The organism is Lacibacter sp., from assembly GCF_057361365.1.
The window spans coordinates 28,591-43,264 of record NZ_JBMQSG010000010.1 but is presented as its reverse complement, the minus strand read 5'-3'; the positions used below and the strand labels follow the sequence as shown (position 1 = coordinate 43,264).

Here is a 14,674-nt window from a genome sequence, read left to right as displayed (position 1 = left end):
CCGCCTGTTTAGAATTGCAATTTACTCTTTCCTTTGTCAACCGAAGTAGCCACCGCAATTCCACGATGATCTTTGTTATTAACGGCACAATAGAAATGATAAACAACACCCTTCCATTTTACCACGAAACTCTTGTGCGCATATTTGGCATCGTAAGGTTCGGATGACTTGATAAGATCATCTCCCTTCCAATCCGTCCAGTTCACTAAATCGTAACTGCAGGCAAAACGATTGAAAGTCTCTTTTGGTCTGCTTTCCCAGAATGCACCAAAATAAAACATCACCCACACATCGTTGATTTTTTGAATTACTGCATCGCCGGTAATGCCTACGCCGTGTTCCATCACCGGATCGGCATTATAACGTTTCCATGTAACCATATCATCACTTACGGCCATGCCTATACGTTCAAACCAACGCCACTTGGGTTTGTTGCCGCTGCTGTCGCCATTGGCATTATAGTACATGATAAATTCGCTGCCGAGTATTTTGTTTTTGTCACGGATGATAGTGCTCTTATATAATTTCCTATTTTCCCACCAACGCACATCTTTATCAGTTGAACCTAATACGGCTTGTGGTAACCTGTTCCATTCATGTGGTTTGGTTGGATCGTTGGTTGTGTTGGCAATACCGATTGCCAAAGGGCCTGATTCATATCCACGATCCTTACCACCGATATAACTCATCCAGTATTTCTTTTGATATTTTTCCAGCTTGTAATTGCCCCCCCATTTTGTATTCTGCAAAGCGATATAACCTGCTTTCTGATTATTATCCCAATCAGCTGTATCAGAAAAACTCATGATCTTGCCCAATGTTTTCCATTCTAACAAGTCTTTGCTCTTTGCGATCCATGTTTCATAACCACGGCCATCGAATTGAATATAGGTCATGTACCAATACTTGCCTTTGCGAAACACAGATGGACAATCAATTTTCTTCGTATCGTTATCAGGTGTAACCACGAGACCGTATTTGAAAGGCGTTTTTACTTCTTCATAAATCTGTTGCATCACCTCCTGTGGCACTTGCGCATGAACCACGAAGGCACTAAGCGCACTAAGGAACACGAAGAAAAAATTTGTGCATCTTTGTGCCTTTCTGCCTTTGTAGTTCAAACTACTATTTAATTTCTTTTGCTCTTTCACCTGCTGATTTCTTTTTTGCATTGAACGGAACTAAATAAAAACTGTATTGATAATTTTTTGCTTTGATCTGGTATTGCTCCAATGGCGCTGCCACTTCGCTCCAGCTATCATTACCACCCACACCCATTTGAATGAGATCAATATTGAGTGTAATGAAGCCTGCATCTTTCAATTTATTGGTATGCTTTGCATTCTGAATATTCTCTTCGGTATAAGGCCAGGCACTCATGCTGAGTAAACTATCAGCAACAATTAACAACCCATCTTTCGATTGTTGATTGTGGAGATACATCCAACGCACATCGGTACGGTTACCGTTTTCCTGTGGCACCACATAGTTCTCCATAAAATCATTGATGGGTAAATTGTAAATACCTACATCAGCTCCATAATTTTTATCAATGTAATTTTCAAACGGGCCACGGCCGAACCATTCGATTTGATCATAGCTTCTTTCAACCCCCAGTTGCATCCCTACTCTTGGAATATTTGGCAAGCCCGGTTTCGTTTTTAAATCATAGTTGATCTGAATGATACCATTCCCATAAACTTCATAACTCACAGTTACTGTTGCACTATCATGAAGGAGCGAATAAATACTTTTTACAAGAATGCTGCTTCCATTTTTTCCATCAAATTTTCCTGTACTGATGTTGACCAGTTTTGGAACAGCTTCATACCATTGTTTTAATACACGATGTGTTTTCCAGCCACGTTTATCATTGTCGGTTTGTGCACGGGTAAAATGTGGCAGCAAAGGAGTTTTCAATTGCTCCTTGTTATTTTGAACATAAGAACTCAATGCACCATTTACTTTATTGAAACTGATCGCAAAACCCTTCCCTTTTAATTGAATGGATACATCGTCTTCTTTAAAAGAAAGTGCTGCTGTAAAGTTTTGTTGCTTCAATGGTCTGGAATCATTCGCAAACTGAAACTGATTACTTGCGATCTCAAACCCTGCCTCTGCCCATGCTTCTGCTTTCTGCAACACAAACTTCAACTCAACATGATACTCTGATGTTGCTTTTGTTTTCGGCAACCATCTCGAAACAGGAAACTCAACTGTTGTTGCAGGCGCTACATCAATACCGCCTATCTGTTGATTGGAAATGATCTTTCCATCTTCCTTCACAACAATATAAGCTGTGTATGCATTTACATTCTTTACTTCACTCCTGTTGATGATACGAATCAATCCTTTTATTGAATCACTCCACTCAACCTGTATCGGTTGAAAGAGCCGTTTACATTCATACATCACGCCTTTGGGTTTCCCATCAGCATTCACAACACCCTTGATGGTGAAATTGTCGAAATAACGTTCACCATAATCACCACCGTATGCATAGAACTCGACTCCTGCTGAATCTTTTTTCAACAGCCCTTGATCTTTAAATTCCCAGATGGCACCACCAATCACTCTTGGTATGCTGCGCCACTGATCCCAAAACTCTTTTAAATTACCTGCGCTGTTGCCCATGGCATGTGCATACTCACAAAAGAAAATAGGACGATGATCGCCGTTGTTTTGATTGACAAGTAGCGGTGCTGTATAATCAGATGGATACATTCTGCTGATGACATCCACATAATATTGGTCAAGCGGATTCTGAATACGATGCGAATGATCATTGCTTTTTAAATAGCGTGTATCACTCGGATCGACGTACCCTTCTTCCTTTGGACTGCCCATCGCAGGTTCATAATGCAATGGTCTTGTCATATCAAAATCTTTGATCCACGCAGCCATCGCTGCATGATTGGGGCCACTGCCTGCTTCGTTACCCAAGCTCCACATGATAATGCTGGGATGATTTTTATCACGCAAAGCCATGCGGCTGATTCGCTCCACATAAGCACCGGCCCATGCTGCATCATGACTAAGCTTTCCACCCAAACCATGCGTTTCCAAATTTGCTTCATCAATCACCATGACACCAAACTCATCACATAAGTCCAGCAAATAAGGATCGCTTGGATAATGACTTAGGCGAACACAATTAAAATTGAATTGCTTGATGGTCTTGATGTCCTGCAGAATATCTTCTCTTGTCAACGCTTTCCCTCTTGTTGGATGATGATCCGGACGATTGACACCATACAAATAAGTCAACTTACCATTGATGAGTAATTTGCTGTCAGCCTTTCTGAATTCAATAGAACGAAAACCAAGTTTGCATGTTTTTACTTCCAGCACTTTACCTGTACTGTCTTCCAATGTCAACACAAGCTTATACAAGTTCGGTTCTTCAGGGCTCCATTTTTTTGGATTGCTGATGGTTGTTTCCATCAAGCCAAATTTCACTCGATCCAAACGTGGATGAATTTCGTTGATGATCTCATCTGTTTTTTTCAAAAGTGATTGCTGTAATACGGGCTGATTGTTCGCATCATATACTTGCGCCTTCAACACATAGCCCGGCATATCCTTACCGGTTAAATTTTCAATTCTCGGACGTATGCTCAGCAACGCATCTTTATAATTTTTATCGAGTTTTGTCTGATAGAAGAAATCAGCAATACGCAAGGAAGGTTCTGCCTGCAGATACACTTCACGATGAATACCGCTCATGCGCCACTGATCCTGGTCTTCAAGGAAACTGCCATCGCTCCAGCGGATCACCCAAACAGAAATCACATTTTCTCCGTCCTGCAAATACGGTGTGATATTAAATTCACTTGGCAGAAAACTATCTTCGGCATAACCGGCAAACTTTCCATTGATCCATAATTTATAGGCAGAACTTACACCACCAAAATGCAGCGTAACATTCATGCCTTTCCAGTTAGCAGGAACAGTGAATGTTTTTTGATAACAACCAATACCGTTATAATCTTTCGGCACATGCGGCGGATTTACAGGGCGGAACGGATACACCGCACTTTTGTAAATGGGTTTATCATATCCCTGCATTTCCCAACTGGAAGGAACAACGACCTTCTTCCATCCACTCACTTTGCTTTTATAAAAATCTTTGGGTTCATCACCGGGTTTTAGCGCAAATGAAAAATCCCAATCACCATTTAATGAAAGATAACGTCCGCTTTTATTTCTGTTGCCAGTCAAAGCATCTGCAACAGTTGCAAACGAATAAGCAGTTACTCTTGATTGATCTCTGTTGATACCGCTCACATAGGGATCTTCATACGGCTCACGGTTAAAGATGCTTGGCGCTACAGGAACAGCAGCTGGTGTTTTATCAACCAACTGTGCAAATACAGGTTGCACCACAGAGACACTGAGAACACTGAGAAATACCCAGAAAATATTTATTACACCTCTGTGTCTTTGTGTCTCCGTGGTTATATTTCTTCTTTCTTTCATTTTATTTTTTCTTTTTCAACAACTCCATTTCAATACATGCCTGCAAAAACGGACCGATGGCTTTCAGATCATCATCTCTTCTCGGTTCGTTTACGTAATATTCATAGGTACCATCACGATAAGGGATGCCACCCAAACCTGCACCTGCCACAGCCTGTATATAATGATACTGACCATTTGCATCTGTTGTTACAAATTCGTTGATCATTCCTTTATAGGCTTTTTGTAACGGCACATTGAAACTTGCAGGTATATAATTCAGTCGCAGAGCTTTTGCCAATGCAAATACAAACATGGCTGTGCCTGATGATTCGAGATAGTTCTTTTCTTTATTCGCTTTATCAGTTACTTGCCACCACACGCCACTCTTTGCATCCTGGAATTTTACAATAGCAGTTGATAGCCGATTTAAAATAGTGATCAGCTCTTTTCGTCTTGGATGTGTTGCAGGAATAAAATCCAGCACATCAACAAGAGCCATCATATACCAACCCATGCTGCGGCTCCAGAATTCAGGTGATACTCCGGTTTGCTTATTCGCCCAGCCTTGCAGTTTACTTTCATCCCATCCATGATATAATAAACCTGTCTTTGCATCACGACTATATTTTTCCATCCATACAAACTGGTTGATGATATCGTTGAAATCCTGCGATTGTTTATTAACAACTGCATACTCTGCATAGAATGGTTCGATCATATACAAACCATCCAACCACATCTGCGAAGGATATTTCAGCTTATGCCAAAAGCCTCCGGCTTTGTTGCGTGGCTGAATGCTGATCTGGTCACGCAATGTTTGTGCAGCGATTCTATATTTTTCGTCTTTATACAATTGATGCAAACGCAACAACTGTCTGCCGGGAGGAATATTGTCGCTGTTGTATTCATCCATCACATACGTACGGATCTTTCCATCAGCCGTAATAAAATGATCAACGATATGTTTGGTATAATCAATATAGGTTTGATCATTGGTCATCTTCCACAGTCGCTCAAAGCCAATGAGCACTACACCAATTTCATAATTCCAGTTGGCAGGTCGATTACCTTCAGGCAGTTTATCCTGCTCCAGGTGGCTTGCATATTTTTTCACCACCATTGAATCCTTGTACTGTTTCATAATGGTAGCAGCCATTTGTTTGGCATACTCTATCTGCGCATGAGCAGTACATGCAACAATCAGCAACGTGAAAACAAGTAACTTTTTCATATACTCTGACTTTAAACTTTGTGTTCCTTTGCGACTTCGTGTCTTTGTGGTTCAACAGGTCTTCTTCTCCAATAATTCGCCAACAAACTTCCACTGATATTCATCCACGGGCTAAACACTGCAGCAGCTAAACCAACCGTTCCCAATTTACCCATACTTCCTGCAATGCCACTGGCCATGCCGCCATTCTGCAAACCCACTTCAAACGCAATGGTGCGACTTGAATTTTTATCCATCCCAAACAAACGGCTCAGCCAGTAACCAAAGAAATAACCCGCAGCATTATGTATCACCGATGCAATGAACAACAGCACACCAACTTTCATCAGGTTCTCTCTGCCTGCCGCTGTTGTAACGGTTGTAAAATAAATAATACCAAACATCGAGATCAACGGCATCATACTGTCAAGCTTTGGAAACTTCAGCGATAGCCAATGATAAACCAAACCAGCAATAATCGCTCCTGCAAAAAAGCCAGAGAGATTCATGCTTTGTATCAACGCATGATCAGTAATAACTTTTTGCAAAAACAAAACGATCACAGCGATCCATATTGCAGCAACGATTGCGATGATGTTTACTTTTTTCTTTTGCGTTGCCGATGCCCTTTTCAAAAAATCATGCAGCAATGCTGCACCAATCGGTACCAACACAATCTTGATGATCTCCATCATCATATCGACAAATTTTATTTCGATCAACGTACCTGCCAATGTTTTCATTAATAAAGGTGTAAGTAACGGAGCAACCAATGTAGCCATCGCTGTTACAATTACACTCAATACTAAATTTGCTTTTGCTAAATACACCATTACATTACTTGCCAAACCACTGCTGCAACTGCCGATCAAAATAATACCAGCAGCTATCTCCGGTTCAAACTGAAAAACTTTTGTGAGCAACAAACCCATCAATGGCATAATGGAGAAATGACAAAATAAACCAACCAGCACTCCTTTGCCTGTTGATGCCAATCCGCTGAAATCTTTCAAGCTCATATGTGTGCCCATGCCAAACATCACCAATTGAATAATGACAAGGATCAATGTTTTATCCCGCAGATTAACACCGCCCCAATTTTTAAATGCTTCCGGGAAAACCATTCCTGCAACAACTGCTGCAATGATCCATGCTGTATACTGATAACCTTTCAGCGATGGTACCGAACCCAACCCAATTGCAAAACAAACCGCCGTTGCAATGGCAAACGGTTTGTATAACGAAGCATTCTGCATCACAATCCCTGCCAGCAGTACTACTGCAGCAACAGCGCTAAGAATCAAAAAAAGTTTATTCGGTTTTTTCATGACAAACAATCAGCGTTCTTATAAGATCGATGCTAAATATTCCATTGCAACAGGCGGGCTCGCCAGAATCGGCACTTTCTTTTCTGCCTCAGTTAGTGTATCCACCACTCTTGCCATGCTTGCCTGCGCCAACAGAATCACATCAACTTCGTTGGCTAATTGTTTTAATGCATCACCTACTTTTTGATCATGCGTTGTTGCATCGCCACTCATCAACGCTTCAAATGCGCCTTCGCATAAAACAGATTTCAATTCAATTTCTTTCCCTGCTACGGCTGCTCTTCTTCTTACTAAATCGCTTGTTGGATTTAATGTGGTTGACAAAGTTGCTACCACACCAATACGTTTTCCTAACTGCACGGCTTTGTCGGCCATTGGCTGATCAACTCGTAATACCGGTACTTGTGTTAATGCAGCGGCTGCTTCCACTGCGGGGCCAATAGATGAACAGGTGAACAAAATATAATCGGCACCAGCTTCCTGTGCAGAGCCTGCGTAGTTCACCACTCTTCGTGATGTATCGGGTGTAAGCGCTCCACGTGCAATGGTGTTCTTGATCAAACTGTCATCTACAATGTTGAATACTTTTACATTTGGCAAATACTTCTTGCACAAGTCTGCAAACACGGGCACTAATGTTGCCGATGTATGAATCAATCCTAATGTTTTCTGTGCCATATTATTTAATTACGTTTTGTTTTTTGTTGTCAACTACACCACTACTATTTATCTTCTGTTGCGTCGCACTCTTGTACGTTCTGCATTTCAATTTATCTTTTCACGCAAAGGCGCTAAGATTATAAGTCGCAAAGTTTTCGTTGCGTCTTTGCTCCGTTGTAGCTTTGCGTGAAATACTAACTATTCAAAAAAGTCCAAAATAATTCTCTCCTCCCACCTGTCCACCTTTAAAATTCACTTCCAGTCCGTTTATTTTTTCATTTGTTGAATAAGCTTTACACAACGGCGCACCACTCACCAACGGAGCAATCATTTCCACTGCATCAATTTCCATCGCTCTTGCAGCATAACTGCTTGTATCACCACCAGCAATCACCACACGTTTTACATTGGAATGCATCACTGCTTGTTTTGCAATACTGCCCAATGCGGTTCCCAATTTTTCAGAAGAAAGATTTTCCGTTTCTTTTGCGCCTGTATGAACAATTACTTTCTTCTGTTGCTGTAACAACTTGGCAACATGATCGCCGATTGCAGCATCAACCGCATCCTCATTCACAATTCGCATTGCATCCAGCACCACTTCTGCAAAACCATTTTGTTTCGCCCATTCGATCTGTGCAGCTGTAACAGGCGAACAACTTCCTGAAATCACCAATAAGGATTCTGCTTTACCCGGCTGTTTCCATTCTGTTACAGGATTCAGTATTTTCTTTTCAATCCAGTAATTGCCTAATGCTGCTTCCACACCTGAACCTCCTACGCTGAATAAGGTTTTATCTTCTTCCAATCCATGCATCCACTCTCCGATCTTGATCAATTGCGCTTCATACATGGTATCAACCAATGCCACTACTTCATCAGTCAATCCTTCATTCCATTGTTCAACAGGTTGTTCTATTTGTGTGATATCAATTAATCCGATCTTCTTTGTTGTTTGTTTACCGATATGCAAACGCAGATCACTTTCATCTGCAGGTGTAACAGGATGTTTACTCATGGATGGATGACGATCCAGTCGATAAATTCTCCCGTTACTGCCAATACCCATGCGTGCAAACAAATTGCCGAACAAACAATAACGACCCAATGCAGGCATACCGCCAATCACAGGGATCAGCTTATTTTGAAAAACCTCTGCTCCGCAATCAATCGCTTTACCAATACTCCCAACAGCAGGTGATGAATCAAACGTAGAGCACACTTTATAATGCACCTGCTTTGCGCCACTTGCTTTCAACTGTTCAAATGCAGGAATTAATATCTCTTTCATTTGTGCAGGTGATAATGATCTTGTTTTACCAGCAACACCAATCACATCAATATCCGGAAACTGTCGCAGTTGTTCTGCAGTCGGCGGTTCAATAAACAATACAGCTTTTGCACCGGCTCTTGTAATAAACTCCAATGCATCAGTACTGCCGGTGAAATCATCACCGTAAAATGCGAGTAATATGTTTTGTTTGTTATTCACTATTTCTTTCCAAATTTTTCAACCGCTGCTGCAAACTCTTTATACTGCTTCGCTGCTTCTTCCAATGTCAATCCATCCACCGCTGCTTTCCATGCCTGTTGCAATGCCACTACACCTGCTGCTGCTCCCATCGGATGCGCCATGATGCCGCCACCGGCCATGTATAACAGATCAACTGTTTTTGTACGGCGGTATGTTTCAAATGCCTGTCCGCCCCACTGGCCAGACGATACAACTGGCAACACAGTTTTATGATCGAACATCTTTGTTAAGCATGCTTCAATGGATGCCACCACACTATCATCACTCTCCCAGAATTTATTTTGTATACCGTTGACATGCATTTGATCAGCACCTGCCAGTCGCCATATTTTCTGATAGGCTTTGTAATCGATACCCAGCAACGGATGTCTTGTCATCATACCCCATCCATTACGATGTGCATGAATGGCGAGTTGTCGTTGATCCATGATTTTTTTTGCGCCAGCCAATCCAACACTGTTAATGCTGATCATGGCACAGGTACCGCCACTGTTGACGATCTTTTCGTAACGTTGCAGCATTTCATCTACGTCTCCACTGATATTGAATGCATACATCACTTTCTTGCCCGTTTTATCTGCATGCGCATTGATCACTTTCATTACTGCGTCAACACGATCATTAAAATTGGAGTTGCCTGAAGATGATAGCAATTCATCATCTTTTACAAAATCAATTCCTGCTTCTGCCAATGTTTTCACCATTGCAGCAGTTTGATCAGGCGTTAAACCAATAGATGGTTTAATGATGGTACCAATCAAAGGACGACCTTGCACACCTGTTAACTGTCTGCAACCTTCTATTCCAAATGCTGGGCCTTTGAATTGCTCGCTGAACGATGCAGGCAATTCAATATCCATCAACTTTAAACCGGTGAACTGTGTGATCTCATATAGATTTCCCTGCAGTGTTGAAACCATCACCGGCAGATTCGTTCCGAAATTTTCAATGCTCCACGAAACTTTCACAATGGCACGATGATACTTGCCATCTTCACTTGTTGCACCGGGAATCGCTGGTTCATTCACTGTTTCCAATACTTCCACCGATTCCACTCTTGCAGCAAAACGTTGTTTCAATTCTTCTGTTTCACCGGGCACTGCTACAAATGTGCCGGATGATTGCTCACCTGCCAATACAGCTGCGGCCTTTTCCGGTGCATACGGTGTTTCGATATAATATGTTGCTGTTATCCGTTCCATAGTATTTTTTTGAACCACTAAGTCACCAAGTACACAAAGGAACACAAAGACTTTGTGACACTTCGTGTCTTTGCGTCTTCGTGGTTCTATCTTGCAAGCGGCAACCAAACTGTCATATCCGATTTACCACGGTTAGCCCATGCGTAATACGGAATGAGTTTAATGCTTACCGGTTTGAGTTTTGTGTTCACTTCTTTATACAATGTATTGTTCCATTGATTTTGATCGAGCAATCTTGCTTCGCCTGTCAAGGCCATTACATTGCCACCGTCGATTTTCATTGCTACAGGTTGCAGTTTAATGCTTGCAGGAATCACCACATCAAATACTTTTTGTTGTGGTAAATCATTTGACTCCAGGCAATACACAACGGGACCACGCTTCACCGTTACCTGGTTTCTTGTTTCTTCCACCATTGGATTGCTTTCGATCAGTGTTGCAGGCATATCCATGTTGAGTTCCAGTTTATCATTTGTGTTGATCGCTACTTCAACAAACCCATTTACAGTTTTTGCCGTAACCAACTTTCCATTTTGTTTGATGGTATAATTCTTACACCAACCCGGAATACGCAGGAACAGTTTTGTATTTTTCTTCGACAGTTCTTTTACATTCATTGCAACGGCTCCACTCCATGGATAATTCGTTGTCTGTTCCAGTTTAATTTTTGTTCCATCGTGCAGCGCAGTTGCCAATACATTTCCTCCGTACATGTTTACATACAACCCTTTTTCGCCAACACTGTACATATAGTTATTTACTTCTGCTATCGTACGCACCACATTTGGCGGACAACAATTCGATTTGCTGATATAAGGAATACGTCCACCTTCCCAACGCAGATGATAAGGATAATCAGCAGTTGCAGCAAGAGGGTTTGTATAGAAGTATTTTGAACCATCCATGCTTACTCCACTCAACACACTGTTGTATAAAGCCAGTTCAACAATATCTGCATATTTGGTTTCGCCGGTTAACAAAAACATGCGCCAGTTCCACAACACATTACCAATATTGGCGCAGGTTTCGTTGTGTGCACTGAAGTTGGGCAACTGATAATCTCTTCCGTATGATTGATGCACTTTTTGCACGGTGTCAGGTTTGTAAGCTGTACCATCCACACTCACTCCATCATACAAAGCACCGCAACCACCGGTGATATACATTTTAGTATTGATGACATTGCTCCACATTTTGTTTAAGGTGTTCATCAAGGTTGCATCACCTGTTTCTGCATACACATCAGCAACACCTGCAAACAAATAGTTGGCACGCACTGCATGACCAACCACTTTATTCATTTCACGAAAAGGTGCACGGTCGCTGTTATCATCTGTTCCTTCAACCGTACCACGAATGTTGATGAGATGAATAACAAGATCTAAATATTTTTTGTCGTTTGTTGTGCGATAGAGTTCTGTCAACCCCATATAATGTGAAGGGCAAATGGCATTACGTGCCAGTTCAGGTGTTGCTGCTTTATAAAAACCGATCAGGAAGTCGGCAGCTTTCTTAGCAATATTGAGTAAACTTGTTTTCCCTGTTGCACGGTAATGCACACAGGCCGCCGTCATTAAGTGACCAAAATTGTAAGCTTCAAAGCTTAACTGATCATCAAACATTTTATCCTTCCCTGTTTTCTTTTGTTCGATGATGTTTTTGGTATAGATATAACCATCTTGCTTTTGTGCTTTGCCAATTACATCTATCGCTTCATCCATCCACTTTTCTAATTTTGGATCTTTGGTTGATGCATACATCGCTGCTACCGCTTCCAGTGTCTTGTAAAAATCACCATCATGAAACGATGGCCCACGAAAACGACCAGTATCTAATCCTGCAGCCACTCTGAAATTCTGAAATGAATAACAGATATCCTTACTGGTATAGGTTTGCCACAACTGCGGCAACATAGCATCACGACAAACTGCAAAACGTTCGGCCCAGAATCCTTTTGTCCAACTAACATCGCTGATGCCGACGCCGGTGAGTTTTGCATAGCTGCTGCCTTGCGTATTCACAAGACTTGTCTGTGCTGCTGTTTGATTCAGCAATAAAACAGTCAACAATAAAATACCACTGATTCTTTTCATCTTACTCTGCTTTATAGTTGATAATATATTCAACACCTGGCTTCACTGTTATCTCATACAGATCATTTCCTTTTGATACTGCTGAAATATTATTACCTGTGGGTTGTGTTTTACTTTTCAATACAACTCTTCCTGCGCCGGCCGCTGCTTTTATCTTCACTTGTTCTTTGGTTACATGCAACTCAATATTTCCATTCGGCGTTGGAACTTTGCCCTGCATCCATTGCAAGCCACCAAGATTTGGTTCAACGCTGTATGTAGCATAACCGGGTGCCGTTGGTTTTACACCAAGGTAATATTTACCCAAAAGATATAACGGACTTGCTCCCCATGCATGACATAAACTTTTCCCAAACTCTCTGCCATACATCGCATAATGTTCTGTTCCGGTTTTAGTGGGATTATATTCTTCCCAGAAAGATGTTGCACCAAGTTTCAACATGCCACCCCAGTAATCTTTCATTTCTTTCAATACATAATTCTGTTCGCCCATAGCACACAATGCTTCAAGTTCATAGAAACGCATGTAGGGTGTTGTGATCTTTTGAATATCATCATTCAACAGCACCGAAGTTTTCACCTGGTTCTTTTGTTGCTGATTAAAATAATCGAAGAAGATGCAAAACATATTGGCATAGCGTGTCACATTTTCTGTTTGCTTACCATTAACTCTGCTGTGCACCAATGCCTGTTTCTGATCGTTCCAGTAAATGTCGAACAATTTTGTGCGCATATCAGCAGCAAGAGTGCTGTATTGTGTTGCTGCATCTTTATCATCAGCAATATTTGCACAAAGAGCCATTGTTTCAAGACTGCGTGCAAACAGTAACTGTTCAAAACTCACTTCACCTTCTTTACTAAGACCTGCTGCCCAGTCAATAAAAATCCAATCGCCGGACATCCATTCCATTAAACCATCTTTGTTTCTTCTTGCCAACACATAATCCATCAGCGTTTTCATGCGATCGTAATTCTGTGCAATAAAATGCTTATCACCAGTGTAGAGATAATAATCATTAATGCCGAGGAACCAGAAAAAGGTATAGTCCATAATTGTGTTGATGTGACCTGTCACCGGATCTTTACCCCGCAATGCATACGTTGTACGTTTTACTGTTTCGCTATCGAAGTAGAGATAATAATTCATGAGATAACTTTGGTAAGCATCCCCACTCCATATCCAGCGATCACGCTTGATGCCATCAATGAAAAATTCTCTCGTGTTTAATTCGAATGTATATTTCGCTACATCATAGATGTGGTTGATCTCTTCATCGTTGCAGGTAAAGCTGCCTCGTTCTTTTACATCTGCATATTCATACAGCATCGAAACCGAATCGAGTGTTACACCGTCATCGTATTGCACATTCACAAAACGATAAGCTTTCGACAGTTCCATCGTTTGATCTTTCTTTTCAGTGCTGCTTACTTCTACTCTATCCAATGTTTCGCAATGCTCTGTTGACAATGCTTCTTCCTTTGATTCACCATAATAAACAGAAAGCTTGCCTTTGCCTTTTAATCCGTGCAGTTTGATGAAACCAAATGTTTCTTTCCCAAAATCAACCAGCATGGAGTTTGTTCCTTTTTCAGTCGATACTGCTGTTTGTTCTTTTACAGGCAATGCAAACTGGGAAGGCAACTGTGTGGGCGAATCAAAATTCCAGCTTCCTGCATTAAGCCATTTAGTGGCGGAGATGTCGGATGCTTTTCCTGTTTCATCGATCCATTCTTTGTCTTCAAATGTTACCAGCCAGGTTTCATCCGATACAATTGTTTTTCCTTTTACATAGATGGCAGGCACGTAGGCCTGGTTAAATACTTTAATGTTGATCTTGTGTTTACCTGCAGGAACTGTAATCTGCTTCGGACTACCTTCAAATGCTTTCCCATCAAGTTTTACATTGTATTCTCCTTCCACATAAATGTCAACGGTTTCAGCTGCGGGCACATCAAATACTTTATGAAAATCCATCAACACATAATGGTTATCCATTTTCCAGAACACCGGAAAGAAAGTACCACGTTCTGTACGGCGGTTTTGCATTTTGTTGGCCAGTACTATTTCAAAATCGCCGGGATACCATATCCAGGTTGCTGCAGAAGAAGTATCCGGTAAAAAAGAGTTATTCATTCGCTTCACGTTAATTGCTTCGCTGTTATTTGCTTTGCGTTATTCAGGCACA

At 41.4% G+C, this 14,674-nt stretch carries 9 protein-coding genes; all 9 read right to left on the bottom strand.

From position 1 onward, the window contains the following. Nucleotides 1–8: 8 nt before the first annotated feature. Nucleotides 9–1,172: a glycoside hydrolase family protein gene (locus tag ACO1QW_RS08705; protein WP_486257607.1), complete on the bottom strand. Its 1,164-nt coding sequence runs from the start codon at nucleotides 1,170–1,172 to the stop codon at nucleotides 9–11. Next, a complete protein-coding gene (locus tag ACO1QW_RS08700) occupies nucleotides 1,126–4,479 on the bottom strand; it encodes a glycoside hydrolase family 2 TIM barrel-domain containing protein (protein WP_486257605.1) in 3,354 nt (1,117 codons plus the stop codon). Before ACO1QW_RS08700 ends, ACO1QW_RS08705 begins: the two co-directional genes overlap by 47 nt. A 1-nt stretch (nucleotide 4,480) precedes the next feature. Continuing rightward, nucleotides 4,481–5,692, bottom strand: a complete 1,212-nt coding sequence (locus ACO1QW_RS08695; protein WP_486257604.1) for a glycoside hydrolase family 88/105 protein — start codon at nucleotides 5,690–5,692, stop codon at nucleotides 4,481–4,483. Between the two features lie 11 nt (nucleotides 5,693–5,703). Beyond that, nucleotides 5,704–6,999 (bottom strand): bile acid:sodium symporter family protein, encoded by a 1,296-nt coding sequence (locus ACO1QW_RS08690; protein ID WP_486257602.1) that lies wholly within the window; start codon nucleotides 6,997–6,999, stop codon nucleotides 5,704–5,706. An 18-nt stretch (nucleotides 7,000–7,017) separates the two neighbouring features. Continuing rightward, nucleotides 7,018–7,677 carry an aspartate/glutamate racemase family protein gene (locus tag ACO1QW_RS08685; protein WP_486257600.1) on the bottom strand — a complete coding sequence of 220 codons (660 nt, stop codon included), beginning with the start codon at nucleotides 7,675–7,677 and terminating at the stop codon, nucleotides 7,018–7,020. Between the two features lie 184 nt (nucleotides 7,678–7,861). After that, nucleotides 7,862–9,151: a four-carbon acid sugar kinase family protein gene (locus ACO1QW_RS08680; RefSeq protein ID WP_486257598.1), complete on the bottom strand. Its 1,290-nt coding sequence runs from the start codon at nucleotides 9,149–9,151 to the stop codon at nucleotides 7,862–7,864. Then, nucleotides 9,151–10,395 carry a ribulose-bisphosphate carboxylase large subunit family protein gene (locus ACO1QW_RS08675; RefSeq protein WP_486257597.1) on the bottom strand — a complete coding sequence of 415 codons (1,245 nt, stop codon included), beginning with the start codon at nucleotides 10,393–10,395 and terminating at the stop codon, nucleotides 9,151–9,153. Before ACO1QW_RS08675 ends, ACO1QW_RS08680 begins: the two co-directional genes overlap by 1 nt. A gap of 86 nt (nucleotides 10,396–10,481) precedes the next feature. Next, nucleotides 10,482–12,488, bottom strand: coding sequence for an aceric acid hydrolase (locus tag ACO1QW_RS08670; protein ID WP_486257595.1), 2,007 nt, complete (start codon nucleotides 12,486–12,488; stop codon nucleotides 10,482–10,484). Between the two features lies 1 nt (nucleotide 12,489). Continuing rightward, nucleotides 12,490–14,622, bottom strand: a complete 2,133-nt coding sequence (locus ACO1QW_RS08665; protein ID WP_486257594.1) for an alpha-L-rhamnosidase-related protein — start codon at nucleotides 14,620–14,622, stop codon at nucleotides 12,490–12,492. Nucleotides 14,623–14,674: the final 52 nt, after the last annotated feature.

What these genes read in the sequence shown, in the direction of transcription:
- ACO1QW_RS08670 (WP_486257595.1), bottom strand. Translation starts at nt 12,488, where the DNA reads ATGAAAAGAATCAGTGGTATTTTATTGTTGACTGTTTTATTGCTGAAT.
- ACO1QW_RS08695 (WP_486257604.1), bottom strand. Translation starts at nt 5,692, where the DNA reads ATGAAAAAGTTACTTGTTTTCACGTTGCTGATTGTTGCATGTACTGCT.
- ACO1QW_RS08705 (WP_486257607.1), bottom strand. Translation starts at nt 1,172, where the DNA reads ATGCAAAAAAGAAATCAGCAGGTGAAAGAGCAAAAGAAATTAAATAGT.
- ACO1QW_RS08685 (WP_486257600.1), bottom strand. Translation starts at nt 7,677, where the DNA reads ATGGCACAGAAAACATTAGGATTGATTCATACATCGGCAACATTAGTG.
- ACO1QW_RS08690 (WP_486257602.1), bottom strand. Translation starts at nt 6,999, where the DNA reads ATGAAAAAACCGAATAAACTTTTTTTGATTCTTAGCGCTGTTGCTGCA.
- ACO1QW_RS08700 (WP_486257605.1), bottom strand. Translation starts at nt 4,479, where the DNA reads ATGAAAGAAAGAAGAAATATAACCACGGAGACACAAAGACACAGAGGT.
- ACO1QW_RS08675 (WP_486257597.1), bottom strand. Translation starts at nt 10,395, where the DNA reads ATGGAACGGATAACAGCAACATATTATATCGAAACACCGTATGCACCG.
- ACO1QW_RS08665 (WP_486257594.1), bottom strand. Translation starts at nt 14,622, where the DNA reads ATGAATAACTCTTTTTTACCGGATACTTCTTCTGCAGCAACCTGGATA.